The organism is Lysobacter sp. CCNWLW3 (assembly GCF_036697405.1).
In the GTDB taxonomy this organism is placed as follows: domain Bacteria; phylum Pseudomonadota; class Gammaproteobacteria; order Xanthomonadales; family Xanthomonadaceae; genus Lysobacter.
Map to the genome: position 1 here is coordinate 1 of NZ_JBAHWA010000027.1, position 22,595 is coordinate 22,595.

Here is a 22,595-nt window from a genome sequence, read left to right on the forward strand (position 1 = left end):
AAGCCGTTGACCTTCGTGCCAACCCTGCAGAGCAAGGGCAAGAGCAAATCCTCCCCAACCCTCCTTTGTTAAAGGAGGGAGCTAAAGGCAGACAAGGTGACCCGCACGCGCAGCGGGCGGAAGCCGTTGACCTTCGCGCCAACCACGCAAAGCAACAACAACAGCAAATCCTCCCCAACCCACCCGGCCAGCAGGCATAGCCTGCAATCGTTCAGCCGCGCACGAACCTGCGGTTCGTAAACGCACGGCTTCACCCCTTGATAAAGGAGGGAGCCAAAAGCAGGAGAAGGTGACCAGCCGACGCAGCAGCTGGAATTCGCGGTCGCGGCTCACGCCGCTCCTACAGGGAGCCCGGCAACAGAAAATGGCCCGCATGCGCGGCGGGGAAGCCGTTGGCCTTCGTGGCAGCCAAGCGGAGCAAGGGCAACAGCAAATCCCCCCAACCCGCCCAGCCAGCAGGCATGACCTGCCGGCGTTCAGCCGCGCACGAACCTGCGACTGACAACGCGCGCGCCTTCATCCTTTTTCAAAGGAGGCGGCTGGAGGCAAGAGAAACCGATCGCCTGCGCCGCTATCGGCCGCTCATTTCTTCGGCAAGTACAACAACGGATCGACCGGCTTGCCGTTGTAGCGGACCTCGAAGTGCAGCATGTCGCGCGCGGCGCCGCTGCGGCCCATTTCGGCGATCTGCTGGCCCGACTTCACCAACTGGCCTTCGTTGACCAGGCGGTTGCGGTTGTGGCCGTAGGCCGAAAGCCAGGCATCATTGTGCTTGATGATGATCAGTTCGCCGTAGCCGACCAGGCCCGAGCCCGAGTACACCACCACGCCGTCGCTGGCCGCGCGCACCGGCGCGCCGCTGCTGCCGGCGATGTCGATACCCTGCTTGGTCGGTTCGCCGGCGACGTAGCGGCTCAACAACTGGCCGTCGGCGGGCCAGCGCCAGTCGATGCCGCTGCTGACCGGCGCGGTCGCGGCCGGCGGCGGACGCGAGGGCGCGGTGGCGACCGGCGGACGCACGACCGGCGTGGCCGCAACGCCGGTCGCAGGCGTCGTAACGGTGGGCCGGGCCGGCGGCGGACGCGAGACCGGCGGGCGCGCAGCCGCGGCATTGCCGCTGCCGGGATACAGCTTCAGACGCTGCCCCGGATAGATCGTGTACGGCGCGCCGATGCCGTTCCAGGCCGCCAGATCGCGCGCGTCGATGCCGTTGCGGAAGGCGATCCCGTACATGGTGTCGCCGCGCTGGACCACCGCGCTGGCGCCGTACTTGGGCGTGGACACGCGCACCGGCGCGCGGCCGCCGCGCGAGGGCTCGCGGATCACGGTGCTGGAACAGGCCGCCAGCGCGAACGCCGCGGCGACAACGACCAGCAATCGTTGAATATTGATCGTGCCTATGGGCAACCGTCCTGTGTCGATCATGCGCGCGCTCATGCTCCCGATCTTGCGTGCCACCACAGCCAGCCCAGGCCCAGCACCACCACCGCGGTCGCGACCCAGCCCACCGGCTCGATGTAGCGACGCAGCGCGGCCTCGGCGCGCGGCCCGCCGATCCGGATCACCAGCGCCAGCAGGAACACCCGCTTGCCGCGACCGATCAGCATGCTCAGCACGTATTGCAGCATGGGAACGCCGACGATGCCCGACGCCCAGGTGAACACCTTCATCGGAATCGGCATGAAGCCGCCGATCACCAGGAAGGTGAACACCGCCCACGGCGACTCCACCATCTTGGCCTGGACCGTGGCGATGCCGGCCTCGATGTTGTCCAGCATACCCAGCGCCGCGAACATCGGCTTCAGGGCCTCGAAGGCGTAGTGCCCCAGCGCATAACCGACCAGGGCGCCGGCCATCGAGCCGATCAGGCTCAAGGTGGCGAACCAGAACGCGCGCCTGGGCTGGGCCACGCACATCGGCGCCAACATCACTTCGGGCATCACCGGAAAGATGATCGCCTCGACGAAGCTCAGGCCGGTGAGGTAGGCCGGCGCGTGGCGGTGGGCGGCCCAGGCCAGCGTGCGCTCGTAGAGCGGACCGAAAATCTTCACTCAGTATCCCTGTCGCGCGCGGCGTTCAATCGATCATGCCCGACAGCAGCGGCACGAACACCACCGGCGCGAGCGTGGTTTGGCTGACGTTGCCTTCGGCGTCCTTGCGCAGCTTGAGCAGCGACTGCGAGGAAGAACCGCCGACCGGCGCGATCAGGGTGCCGCCCGCGGCCAGCTGCGCGGTCAGCGCGTCGACCAGGGCCGGCGCCGCGGCCGTGACGATGATGGCGTCGAAGGGACCGTTCTCGGGCCAGCCGATGCGGCCGTCGTCGTGCTTGCTGCGCACGTTCAGGCCGAGCTGGCGGAAACGCTTGCGCGCGGTGCGCAGCAGTTCGCCGATGCGCTCGACGGTGTGCACCTCCAGGCCCAGCGCGGCCAGGATCGCGGCCTGATAGCCCGAGCCGGTGCCGATCTCCAGCACCTTGCCCGGCACGCCGTCGGCGAGCAGGGCCTCGGTCATCTTGGCCACCACCCAGGGCTGAGAGATGGTCTGGCCGTGGCCGATCGGCAGCGCGGTGTCCTCGTAGGCGCGCGTGGCCAGGGCTTCGTCGACGAACAGATGGCGCGGCACGGTGCGGATCGCATTGAGCACGCGCTCGTCGGCGATGCCGTTGTCGCGCAGGCGCTCGACCAGGCGATCGCGCACGCGCTGCGAGGTCATGCCGGTGCCGATCGCCTCGGGTTGCAGACGCATGCGCACGCTCATGCGCTCCGCTCCAGCTCGGCGGCGAGCCCGCCGACCCAGCTGGCGACCTGGTCCAGGGCCTGATAACGGGTCAGGTCGACGTGGATCGGGGTGATCGAAATGCAGCCGCGGCGCAGCGCATGGAAATCGGTGCCGGGGCCGGCGTCCTGCTCGGGACCGGCGGCGCCGATCCACCACCATTGGCGGCCGCGCGGATCGCGCTGCGGCACGCAGGCTTCGGCGCGGTGGCGATTGCCCAGGCGGGTGACCTCGAAGCCGGCGATCTCGCCCCAGGGCAGGTCGGGCACGTTGACGTTGAGGATGGTGTCGGCCGGCAGCGGGTCGGTGCGCAGACGGGCGATGATCTCGACCGCGGCGCGCGCGGCGGTTTCGTAATGCTTGCCGTCGTGATCCACCGTCTGCAGCGACATCGCCAGCGCCGGCAGGCCCAGGAAGCGGCCTTCCATCGCCGCGGCGACGGTGCCCGAATAGATCACGTCGTCGCCGAGGTTGGCGGTGTTGTTGATGCCGGACACCACCAGGTCGGGCTCGACCTCGAGCATGCCGGTGATGGCGACGTGGACGCAGTCGGTCGGGGTACCGTGCACGCGCCAGGTCGAGGCATCGAGCTGGTGCACGCGCACCGGGGCATCCAGGGTCAGCGAATTGCTCGCGCCGGAACGGTCGCGGTCGGGGGCCACCACCAGCACCTCATGGCCGGCCTCGCGCAAGGTCTGCGCCAGGACGCGGATGCCGGGGGCGTCGACGCCATCGTCGTTACTCACGAGAACTCGCATGGACTCCCTTGCGTTGCCGCACAGCTTCGAAACAGGGTTGGCACCGGTGCGACGAAGCGACTTCGCAACCCCGGGAGCGCGCGCGAACGGCGCACGGGACCATGATAGCCGATGGGCGTTACCGGCTCCCGCGCCGGCGCGTGCGCGGCGTCGCGGCGGGCCTGGATCCGGCCCGCTGCGGCCAGAATCGGAAAAATCGCGCCCATCCCGGCCCCGCCTTGGCCAGGAGCAGCGTAAGCGGCGACCGCCACACCTCAACCCACGACGCAAGTCGCGCCACGCCCGAAGCCATCGCCTGTGCGGCGCCCTCGCCCCAGATCGAACGCGCCCGCGCCGACACCACCCGCCCGCATCGGCCAGACTGCCGCAAGGCCCCTGCTAAAATTCGCCCATGCCCGACGACCGCGACGAAGACGAAGCCGAGTTGTTCCGGTCCGCCATCGGGCCGGTGCGGCGCCTGCCCGAGGCCGCGCTGCCGCCGACCGCGCCCAAGCCCAAGCCGCGCGCGCGCATGGCCGAGCGCGACGAGGCGCAGGCGCGCGAGGAGTTCCGCCACGCCCTGGACGCCAACCTGGCCGGCAGCGGCGAGCTCGAATCCGGCGATGCCCTGTCCTACCGTCGCGACGAACTGCCGCCGCGGGTGTTCCAGCGCCTGCGCCGCGGCGAGATCTCGGCCCAGGAGGAATTGGACCTGCACGGCAGCGACGTGCGCCAGGCCGAGGCGCTGCTGCGCGCGTTCCTGCACGACGCGCGCGAGCACGGCCTGGGTTGCGTGCGGGTGATCCACGGCAAGGGCCGCCGCGGCACGGACTACGTCGACAGCCGTGGGCTACCGGTGCTGAAGAATCTGGTCGACCGGCTGCTGCGGCAGCGCGGCGACATACTGGCCTTCCACTCCGCGCCGCCCTCGCAGGGCGGCACCGGAGCGGTGCTGGTGCTGCTCGCGCCGCCGGTCAGGCGGCGCTGAGCAGGGTCAATCCTCGCTGTTCTTGGCCAGCTGCTTGCGCGGCAGGTTGACCCAGGTCACATCGATGCCGCGACGGCGCGCGATGCGCTCCACCGTGGCCATGTAGACCTCGTCGTTGTCCATGATCGACGGCGCTTTCTGCGGCGGCACGTAGGCACTCTTGGTGCTATGCCCGGCGCAGGCGGCCAGACCGAGGATGGACAGCGACAACAAGGCGACTTTCAAGGACGCGTTCATATTCCCGTCTCCTGAGGCTTACTGCGTCCGGCACCATTGCCGGTCGCACTTTTGGCTTATACGCCCGCCCTCAGGACCAACCAGTGCCGCCCGTTGCTTTCCGACGAACGGTCGATCAGGGCCGAACCAGCGTCGTGATTTCGCCCAGTTCGGCGAGTACCACGGTGGCGTAGGCGCCGGCCGGCAGCACGAAATCCAGTTCCAGCGCGCGGCCTTCGGCGGCCTCCTCCAGCCAGCGCCAACTCAGCGCCGACGGGCGCAGGCGCAGGGCTCGACGCTCCTGGTTGAGACCGGCCTGTTCCAGACCGGCGCGCAGCGCGGCGGCGTCCTCGCCGGCCAATGCGGCCAACTCGATCTCGGCTGCGGCCTGGCGGCTGCGCAGCTCGCCGCGGCCCCACAGCGGGCCGCTGGGATGGATATCGAACGCGGCCAGCCGCGCGGCCAGGGTCTCGTCGTAGGGCTCCGGACCGAACACGCTGCGGCTGCCGTCGAGCATCCAGACCTCGCCGTCCAACGGCCGGTCCCAGCAGTCGGCGCCCACGCGCGCGGCCAAGACCCGGTTGAACAGCTCCGAGCGCGCCGCCGACAGCAACAGGCTGCGCTGCTCGCGCCGCACCCGCCGGCCGCCGAACATCGCCAGCGCATTGGCGACGTTGTCGCCGTCGCGGCCGAAGCGCTGCTCGCCGAAATAGTTGGGCACGCCGCGCGCGGCGATCGCCTGCAGGCGCGTTTCGATCGCGGCGCGCTCGCCGTCCAGTTCGCGCAGCCTGAGCACGAAGCGATTGCCGGCCAGGGCCCCGCGCGGCAGCTTCTTGGCGTGCCAGGCGCTGTCCAGCACGCGCAGGCCTTCGCCGGACGCGGACGCCTCCTGCAGCGCCGCCAGGTCGGGCGCGACGCGCTTGGGCAGGTGCACGCTGAAGCGCTGGCGGGTGAGCGCATGGCGGTCCTTGAGACCGGCATAGCCGATCGCCAGTTCGCCGACGCCGGCCCAGGCCGCCAGCCGCTTGGCCGCGAAGGCGGTGTTCATGCCGCGCTTTTCGATCGTCAACAGCAGATGCTCGCCGCTGCCGCTGGGCTCGAAGCCCGGCAGCTCCTCGACCAAAAAGTCCTCGGGCACGCTGCGGATGCGCGCGCGCACGACCGGCGCGCCATGGGCGCGCGCCAGGGCGGGCTCGGAGCTCATGCCGGCACCAGCAGACAGATCGCGGTCGCGGCGATGCCTTCGCCGCGGCCGGTGAAGCCCAACTTCTCGCTGGTGGTGGCTTTCACGCTGACCGCGTCCAGGGCGATGCCCAGGTCCTGCGCGATCGCCTCGCGCATGGCCAGCGCGTGCGGGCCCACCTTGGGCCGTTCGCAGATCACGGTGACGTCGGCGTTGCCGACCCGGTAGCCGCGCGCGACGATCAATTCGTTGCAGTGGCGCAGGAAGCGCCGGCTGTCGGCGTCGCGCCAGCGCGGGTCGCTGGGCGGGAAATGCTGGCCGATGTCGCCCAGCGCCAGCGCGCCCAGCAGGGCGTCGCACAGCGCATGCAGGACCACGTCGCCGTCCGAATGCGCGATCACCCCGCGATCGTGCGGCACCCGCACCCCGCCGAGCATGACGTGGTCGCCGTCGCCGAATGCGTGGACGTCGTAGCCTTGGCCGATTCTCATAGCGATTCCTAAGATGGGTTCGTGGGCGGCTCGGGCTCGCGCGCGCGGCGTGGGCGCCCCCACAGCAGCGCCCAGACGCCCAGGCCCAGCAAGGCGATGCACAGTGCCAGCCTGGCCAGCGATTCGCCCGTGCCGGGCGGTGTTCCCAAGGGGTCTGCGTCGTTCGTCAGTTGCACGCCGACGGGCTCCAGCAGCGCCCAGACTCCGGTCAAAACGCCGCCCGCGCCCAGCAGCAAAGCCACCAGGCCGAACAACCGCAGGGCGATACGCAGCCAGATCATCACGGTCCCGTGCTCAGCCCTTGCCCAGCAGGTACTCCGCCAGCGCCAGATCGGCCGGCGTGGTGACTTTGAGATTGTCTTCGCGGCCTTCGACCAGGCGCGGATGCAGGCCGGCGTACTCCATCGCCGAGGCCTCGTCGGTCACGATCAGGCCGGCGGCCGCGGAAGCGCGCAGCGCCGCGCTCAGGGCGCCGCGGCGGAAGGCCTGCGGCGTGAACGCGCGCCACAGGCCTTCGCGCGGCTCGGTGGAGTGGATGCGCGACCCATCGGCGCGCTTGAGCGTGTCGCGCACCGGGGCGCCGAGGATGGCGCCGTCGGGCTCGGCCTCGGCCGCCGCGATCAACGCGTCCAGGTCGATCCGGCGCAGATTCGGGCGCGCCGCGTCGTGCACCAGCACCAGGCTGGCGTCGCCGACGTCTTCGGGCAATGCGCGCAGCGCGGCCAGCACCGAATCGGCGCGTTCGCCGCCGCCGACGCAACGCAGCACCGGCTTGCCCTGGCGCTCGCTCCAGCCCGGCCACAGCCCGTCGTCTGCGGCCAGGGCGACCATCGCACCGGCCACCCGCGGATGCGCGAGCAGTGCGTCCAGCGCGTGCGCGATCAGCGGCTTGCCGGCCGCGATCAGATATTGCTTCGGGGTCTGCCCGCCGAAACGGCTGCCGCGACCGGCCGCGGGCATCACCGCCCAGATCGGCGCGCTCATCGGCCCGGCTCCGCGTCGATCCGGAACGGGCGGGACGGCGCCGTCACGGCGCCTGCGCGTCGGCGTCGGCCGACGCGGCCTGCACGCTGACCGGGGTTTCGGGTTCGACCACGCGGTAGAAGGTTTCGCCGGGCTTGATCATGCCCAGCTCGCTGCGCGCGCGTTCCTCGACCGCGGCCTCGCCGGACTTGAGGTCCTCGACTTCGGCCGCGAGCGCGGCGTTGCGCTGGCGCAACCCGCCGTTGTCGCGGGTCTGCTGCCGCACCTGCTGCTCCAGCACGGCCACCGAGCGGCTGCCGCCCTGGCCCATCCACAGACGGTATTGCAGGAAGGCGAGCAGGCCCGCCAGGACCACCACCAGCACTCGCAGCCAGCGCATGCCCGCCCTCCCCGGTCCGCTCAGCGCTTCAAGGACACGAAAGCGTCGCGGCCGGCGTAACGGGCCGCGGCACCCAACTGCTCTTCGATACGCAGCAACTGGTTGTACTTGGCGACGCGGTCGCTGCGGCACAGCGAACCGGTCTTGATCTGGGTCGCGGTGGTGGCCACGGCGATGTCGGCGATGGTGGTGTCCTCGGTTTCGCCGGAACGGTGCGAAACCACCGCCGCATACTTGGCCGCATCCGCCATGGCGATCGCTTCCAGGGTCTCGGTGAGGGTGCCGATCTGGTTGACCTTGATCAGGATGGCGTTGGCGACGTGCTTGTCGATGCCTTCGGCGAAGATCTTCGGGTTGGTCACGAACAGGTCGTCGCCGACCAGCTGGACCTTGTTGCCGATCTTCTCGGTGAGCAGCTTCCAGCCGGCCCAATCGTCCTCGGCCATGCCGTCCTCGATGGTCACGATCGGGTACTGCGCGGCCCAGTTGGCCAGGAAGTCGACGAACTGCTCGCTGGTCAGGCGCTTGCCCTCGCCGACCAGGTGGTACTTGCCGTTGTCGTAGAACTCGGTGGAGGCCACGTCCAGGCCCAGCAGGATGTCCTCGCCGGCCTTGTAACCGGCCTTGCCGATCGCCTCGAGGATGGTTTCCAGCGCTTCCTCGTTGCTGCGCAGGTCGGGGGCGAAACCGCCCTCGTCGCCGACCGCGGTGCTCAGGCCGCGGCCCTTGAGCACGGACTTGAGCGCATGGAAGACCTCGGCGCCGGCGCGCAGCGCCTCGGCGAAGTTGGTCACGCCCACCGGCAGGATCATGAACTCCTGCAGATCGACGTTGTTATCGGCATGCGCGCCGCCGTTGATGATGTTCATCATCGGCACCGGCAGCACCGGCGCGCGGCCGTTGGCCAGGTACTGCCACAGCGGCAGTTTCTTCGACGCGGCCACCGCGTGCGCGTTGGCCATCGACACGCCCAGCAGTGCGTTGGCGCCCAGGCGGCCCTTGTTCTCGGTGCCGTCCAGATCGATCAGGCGACGGTCCAGACCGGCCTGGTCGGCCGCGTCGAAGCCGGTCAGGGCCTGGGCGATCGCGGTGTTCACATTCTCCACCGCCTTGCGCACGCCCTTGCCCAGGTAACGGGTCTTGTCGCCGTCGCGCAGTTCCACGGCTTCCTTGCTGCCGGTGGACGCGCCCGAGGGCACCATCGCGCGGCCGAAGCTGCCGTCGGCCAGGGTGACCTCGGCTTCGAGCGTGGGATTGCCGCGGCTGTCGAGGATTTCGCGGGCGTGGATCTGGGTGATCGTGGTCATGGGCGGGAATGGGACCGGAGATTGAGGGGTATGGAATGAAATTCGCGGCGGCGGCGCAAGTTCGGGCTCAGGGCTCGGGCGGGACGCGCGCCATCGCGGCGGTCAGTTCGGGCGCGACCTTGCAGCGGCCGTCGCTGACGCCGGCGATCTCGGTCGCGACGATCGCCACGGCCTTGGCGCTGAGTATGTCCTGACGGATCGAGACGGCGTCGCGGCTGCCGAACATGCCCAGCGCGACGATCAGAGACTGGGTCTGGCCGACGCTGCCGGCGGGGTTGTCGCGCGCCGACAGCACGGTCAGGTGGCCGGAGCCCAGCACGCTGGAGGCCGAGACCACCAGGGCCGGGTAGCGGCCGGCGGCGTAGAGCTTGGCCGCGACATTCGGGCCGCCGACTTCCTGCATGTAGGGGCCGACGCACTGGTAGAGCTCGCCGGCCAGATCGGCCAGCGACAGGTACAGGCTTTCGTCGGCGCTGGGAGCCCGGTCGGCTTTGGCTCCGGCCTCGGGCCCGGCCGGCGGCTCGGGCGGCGGCGGCGGCGCGGCCAGGGCGGACGCCGCCAGCGCGAACGCCAGCGTGGCGCCGGCGAGCGCCGTAATCCGGGCGCCGCGCCGTCTGTCGCCGCCGGGGCCCATCAGAACGAACTCTCGAGGAAGCCGTTCTTCTTGGTGATGCGGTCCAGCTCCACCAGGGTTTCCAGCAGCGCGCGCATCTTCGGCAGCGGCACCGCGTTGGGACCGTCGGACAGGGCTTCCTCGGGGCGCGGATGGGTTTCCATGAAGATGCCGGAAATGCCCACCGCCATCGCCGCGCGCGCCAGCACCGGCACGAACTCGCGCTGGCCGCCGGACTTGCCGTCCATGCCGCCGGGCAACTGCACCGAATGGGTGGCGTCGAACACCACCGGGCAACCGGTGTCGCGCATCACCGACAGCGAACGCATGTCGCTGACCAGGTTGTTGTAGCCGAAGCTGGCGCCGCGTTCGCAGGCCATGATCTGTTCGTTGCCCACGGCCTTGGCCTTGGCGGTGACGTGCTTCATCTCCCAGGGCGAGAGGAACTGCCCCTTCTTGATGTTGACCGGCTTGCCGGCGCGCGCCACGTTCTGGATGAAATCGGTCTGCCGGCACAGGAAGGCCGGCGTCTGCAGCACGTCCACCACCGAGGCGACCTCGGCCATCGGGGTGTATTCGTGCACGTCGGTCAGCACCGGCACGTTGAGCTGGCGCTTGACCTCGGACAGCACCTTCAGCCCTTCCTCCATGCCCGGGCCGCGGAAGCTCGTCGCCGAGGTGCGGTTGGCCTTGTCGAAGCTGGACTTGAAGATGAAGGGGATGCCGAGCGCGCCGGTGATCTCCTTGAGCTGGCCGGCGACGTCGAGCTGCAGCTGCATCGATTCGATCACGCAGGGACCGGCGATCAGGAAGAACGGCCGGTCCAGGCCGACTTCGAATCCGCACAAATTCATCGGGCAGCTCCGTGGAGAATCGAGGGGTTCATGCGCTGGCTTCCTTGAGCAGGCGGCCGCCGGCCTTGGCCTCGCGCGCGGCGCGCACGAAACCGATGAACAGCGGATGGCCGTCGCGCGGCGTCGACAGGAATTCCGGGTGCGCCTGGCAGGCCAGGAACCAGGGGTGCTGCGACTTGGGCAGTTCGACCATCTCCACCAGCAGGTCGTCCATGGACTTGGCCGCGATCACCAGGCCGGCGTCCTCGAGCTGGGTGCGGTAGCGGTTGTTGAACTCGTAACGGTGGCGGTGACGCTCGCCGACCACGTCCTTGCCGTACAGCTCGCGCGCCAGGGTGCCAGGCTTGAGGCGCTGGTCCTGCAGGCCCAGGCGCATGGTGCCGCCCAGGTCGCTGTCCTCGCTGCGGCGCTCGACTTCGCCGGTGGCGGTGCGCCACTCGGTGATCAGGCCGATCACCGGATGCGCGCTGGCCTTGTCGTTCTCGGTGCTGTTGGCGCCTTCCAGGCCGGCGACGTGGCGGGCGTAATCGACCACCGCCGCCTGCATGCCGTAGCAGATGCCGAAGTACGGCACGCCATGTTCGCGCGCGTACTTCGCGGTCGCGACCTTGCCTTCGAAACCGCGGTCGCCGAAGCCGCCGGGCACCAGGATGCCGTCGACGCCCGCGAGCGCGCCGACGCCGTCGCGCTCGATTTCGCTGGATTCCAGCCACTTCAGCTTGACCTTGGTGCGCTGGCGCAGGCCGCCGTGCTTGAGCGCCTCGGCCAGCGATTTGTAGGCGTCCTGGTGGTCGATGTACTTGCCGACCACCGCGATCGAGACCTCGTCGACCGGATGCTCGGTGGCGTCGACCACCTCGTGCCATTCGCGCAGATCGGCCGGCCCGGCGTTGATGCGCAGGCGGTCGAGCACGATCGCGTCCAGGCCCTGTTCGTGGAACCACTCGGGCAGCTTGTAGATGTTGTCCAGGTCGACGGCCGAGATCACCGCCTTTTCCGGCACATTGGTGAACAGCGCGATCTTGCGGCGCTCGCCGTCGGGCAGCGGCTGTTCGCTGCGGCACAGCAGCACGTCGGGCTGGATACCGATCGAACGCAGTTCCTTGACCGAATGCTGGGTCGGCTTGGTCTTGAGCTCGCCGGCGGCGGCGATGAACGGCACCAGGGTCAGGTGCATGAACAAGGCATATTCCGGGCCGCGCTCGGTGCGCAGCTGGCGGATCGCCTCCAGGAACGGCAGCGACTCGATGTCGCCGACCGTGCCGCCGACCTCGACCAGGGCCACGTCGAAGCCTTCGGTGGCCTCGACGATGCAGCGCTTGATCTCGTCGGTGATGTGCGGGATCACCTGCACGGTGCCGCCGAGGTAGTCGCCGCGGCGCTCCTTGCGGATCACGTTCTCGTAGATCCGGCCGGTGGTGATCGAATTCTTGCGGCTCAGGCGCGTGCGCAGGTAGCGCTCGTAGTGGCCCAGGTCCAGGTCGGTCTCGGCGCCGTCGTCGGTGACGTAGACCTCACCGTGCTGGAACGGGCTCATCGTGCCCGGATCGACGTTGATGTAGGGGTCGAGCTTCATCATCGTCACGCGCAGGCCGCGTGCTTCGAGGATGGCCGCCAGCGAGGCTGCCGCAATGCCCTTGCCTAGCGAGGACACCACGCCGCCGGTGACGAAAATCAGGGGAGTCATGGTTTTACTGCCGCTGGAAAGCCGTAGTTTACCGGCAAGGCGGCCGGCCCGCGACTGCTTGACAGCGGCGCCGACCCGCCGAACCGGGCGCAAAGCCTGTCCTGGCGGGGTTTCCCGCGGCCGGGACCGAGTAGCCGGTTGCTCGCCTGCCCCGCCCGCGGTAGGAGCGGCGTGAGCCGCGACCGCGCCGCCCGACCGGGTTTAGGGGTCGCGGCTCGTGCCGCTCCTAGCCAGGACGGCGTTCGCCCGGCCCTAGGCCAGCTTGGCGCCCCGCTCCGCCAGCAGCTCCCGCAGCACGGAACGGTGGCAGTGCGACTCGTCCTCGCAATAGCAGCCGACCGAGAAATCGCTGTCCCGGGACAGGGCCGCCAGCAGCTGCAGCGCGTGGCTGGCGTCGGGCGCGGCCATCTCGGCCTTGTACTTGCGCACGAACGCGTTCCACTGCGCCGGCGTCCGCGCGGCCTGGGCCTGCTTCATGGTGTCCAGGCTGGGGGCGAGGTTCGGGAACCAGACGTCGTACCAGTCCTGGCGCGCGAATTCGGACTTGGGCACCCCGCGCGGCGGCCGCCGCACCGTGCCGATCCGCAGGCCTTCCCCCGCCAGCCGCGGGGTACCGAGTCTGACTATGCGTATCGCCATCGACGCCTCCTCGCCTGGGTCCGGACCAAGGAGTCGCGGCCCGCACGGCCACGACCCTCGCTAGCCTCGCAGAAACGCGTCCACCGGCAAACGCCGCCGGTCGCGGCCGGGCCTGTCGCTCCTGCCCGCCCTACTCGACCACGCCGATCATGGGCCCGAGTTTGGCGCCGGATGCGCCACGCCGCAGCCCCGGCGCATACAAGCTGGAAATCGCGCCGTCCAGGTACAGCGCGTCCGAGCACTTGAGCACGTCGCGGAAATACGACGCGAACTCGTGCAAGTTCACCGGATCGTCGCTGATCACGAAATAGGCGATGTCGCCGTCGACCCCGACGCCGTTGCGGATGTGGCGCGACTTCGAGCCCGGCTCGAAACGCGGATGGATCGCCCCGGCTTGCAGCAGCAACGGCCCCGACTGCGTCGCCAGGCGCACGCCCGGCGCCAGTGCCGGGTAGCGCGAGGATTCCACCACCTTCGGCCCATCGGCGCCGAGCAGGAACACGCCGTTGGGCTTGAGATAGAAATTGCCCTCGCCCTCGGCCAGGTTCAGCGGCGCGAGTTGGCGGCCGTTGGCCACGAACAGCCCGACCGGTGCGTAGTCGGGCTCGTACATGCCGGCGTTCATGGCGAAACGCAGGCGCTTGCCCTGCGACTTCAGCCAGGCATCGAGGCGTTTGAGCCGATGCAGCGGCTGCCCCCGCTCGTCGTACAGGAACAGGCGCAACTCCTCGCTGCGGGTATCCACGCGCATCACGGTATAACGCGGCTCGCGCGCCTGCGCGAAGCCGAAGAACGCCGCCAACGCCAGAAAAAAACCTGCCTTCATGGCGAACATCCTAAACCTAGACCCGCTCATGCCGGACCTGCAGGAGATAGTCGTCGTGGCCACTGGCCAAGGCGAACGCGGGCAGCCGCTCGACCGCGGCGAAGTAGGCGTCGGCGGTCGCATAGCCATCGGACCATAGCGCCGCCTCGGCCCCATCCAAGGCCGCGCCCGGCGCGCAACTCAGTTCGCAATGCAGCTGCTCCAGGCGCAGCGGCTCGCCGTCGTCGTCGGCGATCTCGAACTGGCAGACCGGATGGAAGTAGAACCGCGGGCGGCCGCTGAAGTCGTGGCTGCCTACCTGGAACAGCAGGCTCACGCCCGGCTGATCGAACACCTCGCGCCCGTAGGCCTTGAAGGCGCGCCAGGCGTGCATTCCGGGCACGCGCTCGCGGCCCACGCCGTGCTCGCGCAACAGCGCGTCGAGCCGGTCCGCTGGCGGGATACGAGGCATGTCGTCGTCGCGATCAGCCGACGCGAGGCCTAGGCGCCGGCTTGCGCCGCGCCCACGCAAACGCAGCCCCAGCCCGTGCACTCGCCGCCGAAGTGCCTGGCCACGTCCTTGAAGTAGCTTTCCAAATGACTGACCTCGGCATGGCCGAGCGACATGTAGGGAATGACCTGCACCGTCCATGGCGAACCCGGCTCGTCTTCCAGCGGCGGATCCAGCTGCACCTTGTATTCGTTCTTGAACAGGAACAGGCCGCAGTCCAGCGCCGCCTGTTCGCTGGGAAAGTCCAGGCTGAAATCGACGTCGCGCGCGATCGACAGATCGTCGCCGTTCTCGATCAGCCGCCAGAGCACCTCGCCATTGTCGTCCTTGGGGTACTTGCCGAAATCACGATCCACGGTCCGCGCTCCCTGTATCGGCCGCGCGGCGGTCGCGGCCCGGTTGACTATCGCCCGTTGCCGGCCGCGCCCAATGTTCGATCGGCGACCGGACGCGCGCAAGCCGCCCATGCCGGCCGCGACCGCGAAACGAGATGATGCCTCGGCCGGCGCTAGCCTTCGATCCGATAGGCGTAAACGCCCTCGGCGATCGGCCGATAAGCCGGATCGCCCGCGCGGCCGAAGTCCGCCTCCAGGGAGGCCGGCACGAAGTAGCCGCCCTCGGTAACGAACAAGCTCGACTTGCGGATATAGAGGCCTTCCGCACGCACATAGACCCGCTCGGGCCGGAGCGCGGCGATGGCCGCCGGCCACTGCGCCGGCGCGATCTCGCCGGCCAGCGGATGCTGCCGCAGCAACCGCCGGGCCTGGGAAGCCAGATCACTGGCCTGCTGGGGCGCGAGCTTCTGGCCGCAGCCCGCGATCAGGAGAGCGAGGCACAAGGCGACGGCAGCGAAGTTGCGGATCATGGGCCCTCCCGGTCATACGCGGCGGACAACAGCGCCAGCGACGCTTCCGAGCGTCATTGCGTCCCTGGAATGGATGCATTCTCGGCCGATGCCGACCTTCGCCTCAAGGCCGAGCGGACGGCCCTGCGCCGAACCGGGCCGGCACTATCCTTGGCCGGATACGCCTTCCCAGCCAACGTCGGGCACCCACAGTCGGGTCCAGCGCTCGATCTTCTGCTCCCGGCTCAGGAGCTGGGGCGACGCGTCCACCGCCGGGGCGAAGGCATCGCGATCGTCCAGGCACCCGGCATTGATCGCCGCGAACCATCGGCCGTCCTGCTCGTAGGTAACCGCCACCAGCACGCCGCACTGCGCGCACATGCGGAACAAGGCCGCTTCCGAGCCCTGGCGGTAGGACAGCAGGCCGCCCTCGCCGGAAACGCGGATACGCAGGCTGCCGGTGGGGTCGGACACGTAGGCCGCGCCGTGCTTGCGGCAATAGCTGCAGTCGCAGGCGCGCGGGGCCGTCTCCGCGACCGGCGACGAGGCGAGGTATGCCAGCCGGACCGAACCGCAGTGGCAGCCGCCCGGTAGCGAGAACGCAGCCGGCGATGGCGCCGCGAACGGTTCCGGCATGCCGCTCACCCCACCAGGAAATCGAAGATCTGCGCGCCCGACGAAAGATCGGCGCGGTAGAACTCGGTATAGCCGCAGGTCTCGCAACTGACGTACTTGAACTTGTTGGTCGACACGTCCAGCACGGAGGACACCAGGCCGCCGGCGGCGCGCAGCTCGCCTACGGTGCAGGATTCGCCGTTGCACTTCGCACAGCGGAAGGATTGCATGAGGTACGCCTCTGGTTGCCTGGTCAGGGGGTACAACGATGGCTCGCGAACGCTACCAATCTTTCGGTCAGCGATCCGCCTTCTTGCCATCGGATGTCGAGTATCGCCCAGCGCCCCCGCTGCTTGCCCAGCAGCACCGTATCGGTCCAGCGCACATCGTCGTAGGCCAACGCGACCGAAACCCGCGCGACGTCGCCGTGCAGGCGCTGCGACGCCTCCAACATCGCCTTGGCGCCATCCGGCGCCAGAAAGAACGGGCTCTGATCGAGCATGTAGGGCTTGATACCCGCCGGGGTGATGCGCGCGCAAGCGCGCTCGTAGGCATCGTAAGCCAGCAGGGCCTGATGCAGTTCCTCGCCCAGGAACGGCGCCAGTGCGACAAACGCCGTTTGCGCGGGCTCGGACCGATCGGGGGAGATGAGCCGCCCGTAGAAATCGGCGGCCACCCGGACAGGCCGCTCCCCCGCCGCGGCCGCACTGGGGACGGCGGCCGCAGCGGCGGCCAGTATCGCGATTGCGGAGCAAGTCCTCAGATCGGCCATGCGCGTCCCTCCTTCGTCCGTCCTAGCTCAGCGCTACGACCACGCCCGCCAGGTAACACAGCAAGGAAATCGTGATCCCGATCAGCGGCGCTCTGAACCAGTAGATCTTGCCCACCACGAACAGTCCGCCCAAGGTCAGCGCCCCCACCGTGAGCAGATAAGCGGAGGAAAACAGCAACTCGCGCTGCGCGATCGCCAAATAGCCGTAGATCAGCCCGAACAGGATGGCCGCCATGCTGTGGCTGACATTGAAGCCGACCCAGAAGTCCCACATGCTGGCCTGCCCGGTGATCCCCGGCGACACCTCGCGCATCCGCGCCTCCAGCGCGGGATCGCGCGGACGCAGCTTGGGCCCGACGAAGGTGATGATCAGATGCACGGTGCCCAGAAACAGCAGCACCGCGGCGCTGGCGGCCAGCAGAATGGCGGCGATCATTCACGGCTCCCGGTCAGTCACGAACGACCGACGCTTGCGCTACTTTACCGTCGGGCCCGAGCTTCAGCAGCAACCATTGGCTGTCGATGGCGACGAAGCCGCGCTCGGCGCCGAGCCGGTACACATACTCGTACTCGCGCTTGAAGTAGCCGGACGTGCTTTGCAGGCCCGGCAACGCCTCCACCTCGCGGCCGCTCAGGCCGATGAACTTGGCGTCGCGGACAGTCCGTCGGCCATGCGCAGTCGCGGCGCGTCAGGCGAGTGCTGGGCCTGCCCGCCTTGGAGCCAGGCGTCTGAATCGAAGCGGGCCGAACCGTGGACAAGGCGGCAACAGAGCCATCCGGTCAGCATCGCCGCTGTCGCAGCGAACGGACCAGACGGCCACCTTGCATTTGACGCCGGTGTGGGGAGCCGCGGCGCCCAAAGCTGCCTACGCCGCTCGCTCGAAGGCCTGGATGCGCCGCTCAGGGCGCATCCGGCCCGGTCGAGCCTTAACGCTTGCCGTCTTCCTCTTCGGGCTCGGCGGTCGGATCGGCCGCTTTGTCCTTCTTCTTGTCTGCTTTCTTCTTGTCCTTGGCGGCCTGCTCGGCCTTGGCCTTCTCGGCCTCTTCAGCCTTCTTCTGGGCCTGCGCGGCGGCCTGCTCGGCCGTCGGATTCTGGGCGGCGTCCTGCGCCATCGCCATGGGCGCCACCAGGGCGGCGGCGATCAGGCTGGGAATCCAATACTTGCGGGTGGTCATGGTGCGGTCCTCCGGTGTCGTGGGGTCAACAGGAAAAGGCGGGGCGCCTCGGCCGCTCCCCTCAGCGACGGCGCGACCGTAGCGGCTGCTTCCCTGCTAGCGACTGAACGGACGAATGTTAACCGGTACTGGGTGATGCCTGATTAGCGGCACCGGCCAGCGCAATAGGGCGGGGCCGAAGAATCGCCATGCGCCAGGCTGTCGATCTCGAATGACAGGCTGTGAGCCCTCACAGCGCAGGATGTGTTCGATGACTTAGAGCGTTCTCACCTCGGGCTACGATGAATCCATTTCGAAATACACGACAGATCGATTTGGGACACTCGACTCCCGAACCGCGCCGCTCGGCGAGATCGCTTCGGCCTAAGTGAATTGTCACGGCTCTTTTGGCGAACGTAGATAGACCGACTCCGTCCGATCCGACTCGTCATAGAGGCGCAGCCTGCCCTTACGCAGGCCCAGTATTTTCAACTGAAATGGGGCGAATCCGCCCGTCCGTGGCGTGACCATCAACCGGCAGTTCTCCAGCTTCCATGCGGCTCCAGATATCTCGGGACCTTGATGGAGCCATGAGTTGAAGACGCGCTCCCCGGCATCCATCTCGAGCGAGAACTCCTCGAAGAAGCCGAACTCACCGCTCCTGTTCCACACCCCCATCAATTGCCGCTCCGTGGCGGGACAAACCTCTGCGGACAAGGCCGAGCTTGATACTGCAAAAAGGAGTACGAGTGCGGGTATGGGTCTCATCAGCCTTACCTCCCAATTCACGCCATCCTACTCGATGGGGATAGGCGCTCGCCCCTCAGAGCCGGACTCCTTCGACTGTGCAAGCCTCAGCGCCAGGGGGCAGTTCAAACACCTCACCGTAGTTGCACATGTGGTCGCAGCCGCCTCCCACATGATCCCATTCGCCACCAATTTGGCATACGAACTGGCAAGCGTCTGTTCTATTGCAGCGCTTCGCGACAACTCTCGCAATGCATGTCCGAAGCGACTCTTCGCCGAACTTCTCCGCATATGCCTTGATGTCACAGACAGGAGGCTCCGCCAGATATGGGTTGATCCTCGCACCAGGAGTCAACCGCCTAGGAGCGCAAGCGGCCAAGACAAGAAGCAATGCCAAAAAGATTACTTTCGCGAACCTTCTCATGGGCGGAACGCCATGGACTATATGGAGGACACTGAACAAAGCAGAGCCGCGAAGCGAGGTCTACTTAACGATTGTCAGGCCCGCTTTCGAACAAAATAAACAACCTCGCCGCCATAGCTGGCCATGCCAATCTGATGCCCGCCACTGGGGATCGCAGCCGACACCCAGCCCGGAACGGGCGGATCCCAGGTAACCGCGCGGAAATCACGCGGGCAAGCGGTCCCATTAGGGTTTTGCGAGTGGGCATACACCGCATTGTCCATGGTGTTGCTACATAGGGTTGCCCATAGCTGGATAGGCTCCGGGCGGTCTTTCGCCAGCAATTCCAAATATTGCAGCAATCGAACCGTCGCGGCTGCAATCTCCGGGGCATTCTCTGGGCGGCTATTGCCCCGGCCATACCAATCGACGTGAGTGTGCCAGTAGTCAAACCAACCCGTCAGGTCGAGACGGTCGATATGCCGGCGCCCGCGCGCCTCCACACGTGCCCAGTAGGCCTGCATCCTTTTGCGATAACGGCGATCCATGATGCGATCCTAACGCCTGAAACAAGCCGATCGGCACAGCGGTTTCGACTTCAATGAATTGTAAGACTCCGATCCGATCACTCTTGGTGCGCGCCAAAGTTCGCAACCACGCCCTCAAAGGACAGGTCGAGCAATACCAATTGAATTACTGCCCCGGCATCGCCTAACGAATGTCCTGCCTGGCCACCTGAGTGTCCGCATGGCGATGAACGATTCGCCAGCCGTCGGATTCCCGCCTGAAGATTGTGGTCACGCGGTAATCCCGCTGAGCCTCCTTGGCCTGACCTGGCGGATGGTAGCGAATGCGTTCGTACTGGACTATGTAGGCCAAGTCTCCGCTCACCGTGACCTGAAGCTGCTCGTCGGACCACGAGCCTTTGGAGTCCAGGAACTGCGAACTGGCCCAGCTGAGCCTCTTGCTGACCTCGTCCCATCCCTTGGCGGTGGCGCCACCGGCGGCGCCAGACAGCGTCACATCGTCCGCATGCGACCACAGCGCCTTCACCGCATCCGGCTGGCCGTTATAGAACGCCGGCTTCGCCTCGGAATACTTAGCGAGCATCGAGGTCAGATCAGGATCCTGGACGGATTGAGCCGATTTCTCGGCGCCGTAGCTTGCGTGGGTGGCGGTCATGAGTAGCGCGGCCGTCACAACAAAAAGTAGTGCTTTCATATGTGACTCCCTCGATGGCTGGTGCGGTGTCTAACGCCTGAATTAAGCCGAGCCGGGAAGCGACTTCGATTTTGCTTCATCGTTGGCAGCACTTTCCGGCTGATCGACGAGCCAGCAATGAAGCGCATAGATGCCGCCCGCCGCATGCCGCCCCCAATGCTGCCAGAAACTCTGACGCCACTCCCATGCCGCTGCCGAGATATGCCCGGCGTCAAAAAGTGACAGGCCGCGCTTTAGATCCCGCCAGATGTCGGCCAGGTCATCGGCCAGATCGGCGACGCCCGATGGCTCATCCAGCGAATCTAGCGGGTTGAAACACTGACTGTAGAAGTTAAAGGGTAGCGAACCGAAACGCTTGTAGATTCTTGCCCAAGCGTCTTGCGTTACCTCGCCTGGCTCTTCCTCTCCGGATACATCCGGAAGATGCAGGGCTCGTTGATAGAGATTGGAAAGAAGCGCCAAGGCAACGGCCGCCTCCTTCTCGATCGGCGCACAGGTCCGTTCTGCCCAATCGCAAAATTCCGCTGCTGCTTCTGCGAATTGCTCGATCTGCGAAGTCATCTGTTGCACCGTCTGATGCCTCGACCCTGGCGCCTCGAGCATGAAGCCCGTCATCCAGATCGCTTCGGTTTGAACCCATCAGGCCTCAGCGAGAGCCGCCTGCAGCCTGGTGAGGTTGCCGATATACGTTTCGGCGTGATCCCAGTCCGGCTGCAGCCTGGCCCATACGATCTGCCGCTTGAGCGCGCGCGACGCGTACGGCTTCGCGGAGGCGTCGATCTTGCCCTCGTCGGCGAGCTGCCCGAAGGCGGTGGCGATCACCGACACGTCCGTGGTGTAGATCAGCTGCTGATCGTCGAAATCGGGGTCTTCGATCTGCCCGCGCACCGTCGCCTCGTCGAAGATGCCGTCGGTGTATTCGGATGCATCGATCTCGCCGACGCACTCGATGGTCCAGACGAGACAGGCTTCCAGCGCCTGCTTCGGATTCTCTTCCCGCCAATCCCGATATTCGGACAGGGCCGTGTCGCCCTCGTCCGAGCCGAAGGGCGCCAGTTCGTCGGTGCAATCCCAGAAGAACTCGTCCGGGATGAGCTGGAGGGCGCGCGGATGGCCGCGGTCCTTGTCGATACCGCCGAGATCTTCGTCTTCCATGTTCCCCCCTAGTCTGTGTGCGAGGCTCGGCGACCTGTTCGAGCCGAGTCGTTACCTCGTCATGGTGCGACAGGATTGTCGGATGCCGGGCAACCGCCAGCAAGAGCAACTCGCCGGCGCGGGATCAATGGGATTTCTCCAGAGCCGATAGCTGCGCAACCGTGTAGAACTTGAAGTGCTCCACCTTGTTTCCGTTCAGAAGGTTCAGCGAAGGCCCGTAGCTATAGCCGTAGGTATCTCCGCTGCCGGAGATGGTCTTGACCCGCATGATCTCGTACGAGCCGCAGTCGTACATCAGGCTGCCACCGTCAGAGACACCGTACGCTACCGTGCAAGCTGGATGCTGCCCTGCGAGTATTCGTTGGTAGTTCAGCCACGCGGACCTGACGATTTCGGCGTCCCTCGGAGCGACCGTCGCCAAGTCGATACCGAAGTCCGGGAGAGCGTCCGATTTCGGAAGGACACTAGGGGGTAAACGATAAGCCGCTGGCTGATTAGCGCCATCTGCGTGCCCACCGGATGGGGAGGGCTTGGGCTGACAGGCGACCAGAGCCAGAGCCAGTACTAGACTCGCCGCGATCTTCATAGCGCCCCCAAGGTTTGTAAACCTGCGCAATCCCCTGCGCGACCCTAGTGTTCCATCTTACGCTGCTCCAGCGCACGCCCCATGCAAGACGACCCGCGCCCGGCCACGCGCAGGGCAGCCTCCACAGCCCCGGCTTGACCCTGCCCCGCCCCATCGCCATGCTCGCTGCGCTCAATCAAGGGAACCGTTCCATGCGCCGTCTACGCGTGTTGTTCATGTTGTGCCTGGGCCTCGCGGCCGTGGCGCCGGCCTGGGCCGGCCATACCGGGCTGCCGGTGAGCCAGATCCGGATCGACGAGCTCATGGGCGACACCCAGAAGACCGGCGGCGGGGCCAACGGCAGCGAGATGATCTGGTGGCTGCCGCCGCAGCTGTGGGCCTATGTGCTGGACCAGCAGGATGCGAACGCCGAGGGCGTGTCCAAAAAGGTGTCCCAGGAGGTCTCCCGCCAGTTCCAGGACCTGTTCACCCGCAATACCGTGATCGCGGCCCTGCGCATCGACAGCCTGGACGAGAGCCCGAATTTCAGCAGCGAGGCCGACCTGCGCGGCAAGCTGCAGCTGGTCGACATGCACGGCGGCAGCCACCGCCCGATGGCGGCCGACCAGGTCGACCCGGCCCTGAAGGGGCTGCTGGACACCATGCGGCCGATGTTGGTCAGCATGATCGGCCCAGCGGGCGAGAATATGCAGTTCTACGTGTTCCCGGGCCGCACCGCTGACGGCAAACCCGTCGCCGACCCGCTCGGGGATGGCAAGATGCTGGTCCGGCTGGACCGTAGCGAGTTCAGCTTCCGCCTGCCCCTGGGCGGCCTGCTGCCGGCTCGGCGCGACCCCGCCAACGGCGAGACCTTCCCGGGCGGCTACCGCTACAACCCCTACACCGGCGCCGAATTGCAGGCCGTCGGCGCCGGGCGCTAACTGGTTTC

General features: G+C 67.5%; 34 protein-coding genes. 3 read left to right on the forward strand and 31 right to left on the reverse strand.

The window, feature by feature from the left end; genetic code table 11:
- Nucleotides 1-200, forward strand: a 200-nt coding sequence (locus tag V1318_RS20930; protein ID WP_332941706.1) for a hypothetical protein, incomplete at its 5' end; no start/stop codon positions are given.
- A 382-nt stretch (nt 201-582) separates the two neighbouring features.
- Here the strand turns inward: V1318_RS20930 and V1318_RS20935 are convergent.
- Genes V1318_RS20935 through surE form a run of 4 tightly spaced genes read right to left on the reverse strand, consistent with a single transcriptional unit; the run spans nt 583 to nt 3,533 of the window.
- A complete protein-coding gene (locus tag V1318_RS20935) occupies nt 583-1,437 on the reverse strand; it encodes a peptidoglycan DD-metalloendopeptidase family protein (RefSeq protein ID WP_332941707.1) in 855 nt (284 codons plus the stop codon).
- Nucleotides 1,434-2,051, reverse strand: a complete 618-nt coding sequence (locus tag V1318_RS20940; protein WP_332941708.1) for a YqaA family protein — start codon at nt 2,049-2,051, stop codon at nt 1,434-1,436. Before V1318_RS20940 ends, V1318_RS20935 begins: the two co-directional genes overlap by 4 nt.
- Nucleotides 2,052-2,076: 25 nt before the next feature.
- Entirely contained in the window at nt 2,077-2,757 is a 681-nt protein-coding gene (locus V1318_RS20945; protein WP_332941709.1) for a protein-L-isoaspartate(D-aspartate) O-methyltransferase, read from the reverse strand.
- Complete coding sequence (gene surE / locus V1318_RS20950) at nt 2,754-3,533, reverse strand: 5'/3'-nucleotidase SurE (RefSeq protein WP_332941710.1); 780 nt, start codon at nt 3,531-3,533, stop codon at nt 2,754-2,756. Before surE ends, V1318_RS20945 begins: the two co-directional genes overlap by 4 nt.
- A gap of 391 nt (nt 3,534-3,924) precedes the next feature.
- Here surE and V1318_RS20955 point away from each other — a divergent pair, with 391 nt between their 5' ends.
- Nucleotides 3,925-4,500 carry a Smr/MutS family protein gene (locus tag V1318_RS20955; RefSeq protein ID WP_332941711.1) on the forward strand — a complete coding sequence of 192 codons (576 nt, stop codon included), beginning with the start codon at nt 3,925-3,927 and terminating at the stop codon, nt 4,498-4,500.
- A 6-nt stretch (nt 4,501-4,506) separates the two neighbouring features.
- Here V1318_RS20955 and V1318_RS20960 read toward each other — a convergent pair whose 3' ends face one another.
- The 27 genes from V1318_RS20960 to V1318_RS21090 form a co-directional block, all read right to left on the reverse strand.
- Entirely contained in the window at nt 4,507-4,737 is a 231-nt protein-coding gene (locus tag V1318_RS20960; RefSeq protein ID WP_332941712.1) for a hypothetical protein, read from the reverse strand.
- 115 nt (nt 4,738-4,852) lie between these two features.
- On the reverse strand, nt 4,853-5,920 hold the full coding sequence (gene truD, locus V1318_RS20965; protein WP_332941713.1) for a tRNA pseudouridine(13) synthase TruD: 1,068 nt from the start codon (nt 5,918-5,920) through the stop codon (nt 4,853-4,855).
- On the reverse strand, nt 5,917-6,390 hold the full coding sequence (gene ispF / locus V1318_RS20970) for a 2-C-methyl-D-erythritol 2,4-cyclodiphosphate synthase (RefSeq protein ID WP_332941714.1): 474 nt from the start codon (nt 6,388-6,390) through the stop codon (nt 5,917-5,919). The genes truD and ispF overlap by 4 nt, the downstream gene beginning before the upstream one ends.
- 8 nt (nt 6,391-6,398) lie before the next feature.
- On the reverse strand, nt 6,399-6,671 hold the full coding sequence (locus V1318_RS20975; protein WP_332941715.1) for a hypothetical protein: 273 nt from the start codon (nt 6,669-6,671) through the stop codon (nt 6,399-6,401).
- A 13-nt stretch (nt 6,672-6,684) separates the two neighbouring features.
- Complete coding sequence (gene ispD, locus V1318_RS20980) at nt 6,685-7,374, reverse strand: 2-C-methyl-D-erythritol 4-phosphate cytidylyltransferase (protein WP_332941716.1); 690 nt, start codon at nt 7,372-7,374, stop codon at nt 6,685-6,687.
- Nucleotides 7,375-7,417: 43 nt separating this feature from the next.
- A complete protein-coding gene (gene ftsB / locus V1318_RS20985) occupies nt 7,418-7,753 on the reverse strand; it encodes a cell division protein FtsB (protein ID WP_332941717.1) in 336 nt (111 codons plus the stop codon).
- Nucleotides 7,754-7,773: 20 nt separating this feature from the next.
- A complete protein-coding gene (gene eno / locus V1318_RS20990) occupies nt 7,774-9,060 on the reverse strand; it encodes a phosphopyruvate hydratase (RefSeq protein ID WP_332941718.1) in 1,287 nt (428 codons plus the stop codon).
- Between the two features lie 67 nt (nt 9,061-9,127).
- Nucleotides 9,128-9,694, reverse strand: coding sequence for a hypothetical protein (locus tag V1318_RS20995; RefSeq protein ID WP_332941719.1), 567 nt, complete (start codon nt 9,692-9,694; stop codon nt 9,128-9,130).
- A complete protein-coding gene (gene kdsA / locus V1318_RS21000) occupies nt 9,694-10,527 on the reverse strand; it encodes a 3-deoxy-8-phosphooctulonate synthase (protein ID WP_332941720.1) in 834 nt (277 codons plus the stop codon). Before kdsA ends, V1318_RS20995 begins: the two co-directional genes overlap by 1 nt.
- Nucleotides 10,528-10,555: 28 nt before the next feature.
- Nucleotides 10,556-12,214 carry a CTP synthase gene (locus tag V1318_RS21005; protein ID WP_332941721.1) on the reverse strand — a complete coding sequence of 553 codons (1,659 nt, stop codon included), beginning with the start codon at nt 12,212-12,214 and terminating at the stop codon, nt 10,556-10,558.
- A 252-nt stretch (nt 12,215-12,466) separates the two neighbouring features.
- A complete protein-coding gene (locus tag V1318_RS21010) occupies nt 12,467-12,853 on the reverse strand; it encodes a DUF488 family protein (protein ID WP_332941722.1) in 387 nt (128 codons plus the stop codon).
- Between the two features lie 130 nt (nt 12,854-12,983).
- On the reverse strand, nt 12,984-13,679 hold the full coding sequence (locus V1318_RS21015) for a phosphodiester glycosidase family protein (protein ID WP_332941723.1): 696 nt from the start codon (nt 13,677-13,679) through the stop codon (nt 12,984-12,986).
- A 16-nt stretch (nt 13,680-13,695) separates the two neighbouring features.
- Entirely contained in the window at nt 13,696-14,130 is a 435-nt protein-coding gene (locus tag V1318_RS21020; RefSeq protein ID WP_332941724.1) for a hypothetical protein, read from the reverse strand.
- Nucleotides 14,131-14,159: 29 nt separating this feature from the next.
- Nucleotides 14,160-14,525, reverse strand: a complete 366-nt coding sequence (locus V1318_RS21025) for a ribonuclease E inhibitor RraB (protein WP_332941725.1) — start codon at nt 14,523-14,525, stop codon at nt 14,160-14,162.
- 152 nt (nt 14,526-14,677) lie between these two features.
- Nucleotides 14,678-15,034 carry a hypothetical protein gene (locus tag V1318_RS21030; protein ID WP_332941727.1) on the reverse strand — a complete coding sequence of 119 codons (357 nt, stop codon included), beginning with the start codon at nt 15,032-15,034 and terminating at the stop codon, nt 14,678-14,680.
- 144 nt (nt 15,035-15,178) lie between these two features.
- The gene (locus V1318_RS21035) at nt 15,179-15,649 is read right to left on the reverse strand and encodes a GFA family protein (protein WP_332941757.1); all 471 of its coding nucleotides are present in this window, start codon (nt 15,647-15,649) and stop codon (nt 15,179-15,181) included.
- A 5-nt stretch (nt 15,650-15,654) separates the two neighbouring features.
- Nucleotides 15,655-15,858 (reverse strand): zinc ribbon domain-containing protein, encoded by a 204-nt coding sequence (locus V1318_RS21040; protein ID WP_332941728.1) that lies wholly within the window; start codon nt 15,856-15,858, stop codon nt 15,655-15,657.
- A 23-nt stretch (nt 15,859-15,881) separates the two neighbouring features.
- On the reverse strand, nt 15,882-16,400 hold the full coding sequence (locus V1318_RS21045) for a hypothetical protein (RefSeq protein WP_332941729.1): 519 nt from the start codon (nt 16,398-16,400) through the stop codon (nt 15,882-15,884).
- A 22-nt stretch (nt 16,401-16,422) separates the two neighbouring features.
- Nucleotides 16,423-16,836: a hypothetical protein gene (locus V1318_RS21050; protein WP_332941730.1), complete on the reverse strand. Its 414-nt coding sequence runs from the start codon at nt 16,834-16,836 to the stop codon at nt 16,423-16,425.
- Nucleotides 16,837-16,849: 13 nt separating this feature from the next.
- Nucleotides 16,850-17,020, reverse strand: coding sequence for a hypothetical protein (locus V1318_RS21055; protein ID WP_332941731.1), 171 nt, complete (start codon nt 17,018-17,020; stop codon nt 16,850-16,852).
- Between the two features lie 307 nt (nt 17,021-17,327).
- The gene (locus V1318_RS21060; RefSeq protein ID WP_332941732.1) at nt 17,328-17,576 is read right to left on the reverse strand and encodes a hypothetical protein; all 249 of its coding nucleotides are present in this window, start codon (nt 17,574-17,576) and stop codon (nt 17,328-17,330) included.
- A 375-nt stretch (nt 17,577-17,951) separates the two neighbouring features.
- Nucleotides 17,952-18,233, reverse strand: coding sequence for a hypothetical protein (locus tag V1318_RS21065; RefSeq protein ID WP_332941733.1), 282 nt, complete (start codon nt 18,231-18,233; stop codon nt 17,952-17,954).
- Between the two features lie 567 nt (nt 18,234-18,800).
- Nucleotides 18,801-19,253 (reverse strand): hypothetical protein, encoded by a 453-nt coding sequence (locus V1318_RS21070; RefSeq protein WP_332941734.1) that lies wholly within the window; start codon nt 19,251-19,253, stop codon nt 18,801-18,803.
- 163 nt (nt 19,254-19,416) lie between these two features.
- Nucleotides 19,417-19,926, reverse strand: coding sequence for a nuclear transport factor 2 family protein (locus tag V1318_RS21075; RefSeq protein WP_332941735.1), 510 nt, complete (start codon nt 19,924-19,926; stop codon nt 19,417-19,419).
- Between the two features lie 42 nt (nt 19,927-19,968).
- Nucleotides 19,969-20,487, reverse strand: coding sequence for a DUF5063 domain-containing protein (locus V1318_RS21080; protein WP_332941736.1), 519 nt, complete (start codon nt 20,485-20,487; stop codon nt 19,969-19,971).
- A gap of 78 nt (nt 20,488-20,565) precedes the next feature.
- Entirely contained in the window at nt 20,566-21,081 is a 516-nt protein-coding gene (locus V1318_RS21085; protein WP_332941737.1) for a hypothetical protein, read from the reverse strand.
- A gap of 124 nt (nt 21,082-21,205) precedes the next feature.
- A complete protein-coding gene (locus V1318_RS21090; protein WP_332941738.1) occupies nt 21,206-21,376 on the reverse strand; it encodes a hypothetical protein in 171 nt (56 codons plus the stop codon).
- A 482-nt stretch (nt 21,377-21,858) separates the two neighbouring features.
- On the opposite strand from V1318_RS21090, the gene V1318_RS21095 reads away from it, so the two are divergent.
- Nucleotides 21,859-22,587 carry a hypothetical protein gene (locus V1318_RS21095; RefSeq protein WP_332941739.1) on the forward strand — a complete coding sequence of 243 codons (729 nt, stop codon included), beginning with the start codon at nt 21,859-21,861 and terminating at the stop codon, nt 22,585-22,587.
- The last annotated feature ends 8 nt before the right edge of the window (nt 22,588-22,595 follow it).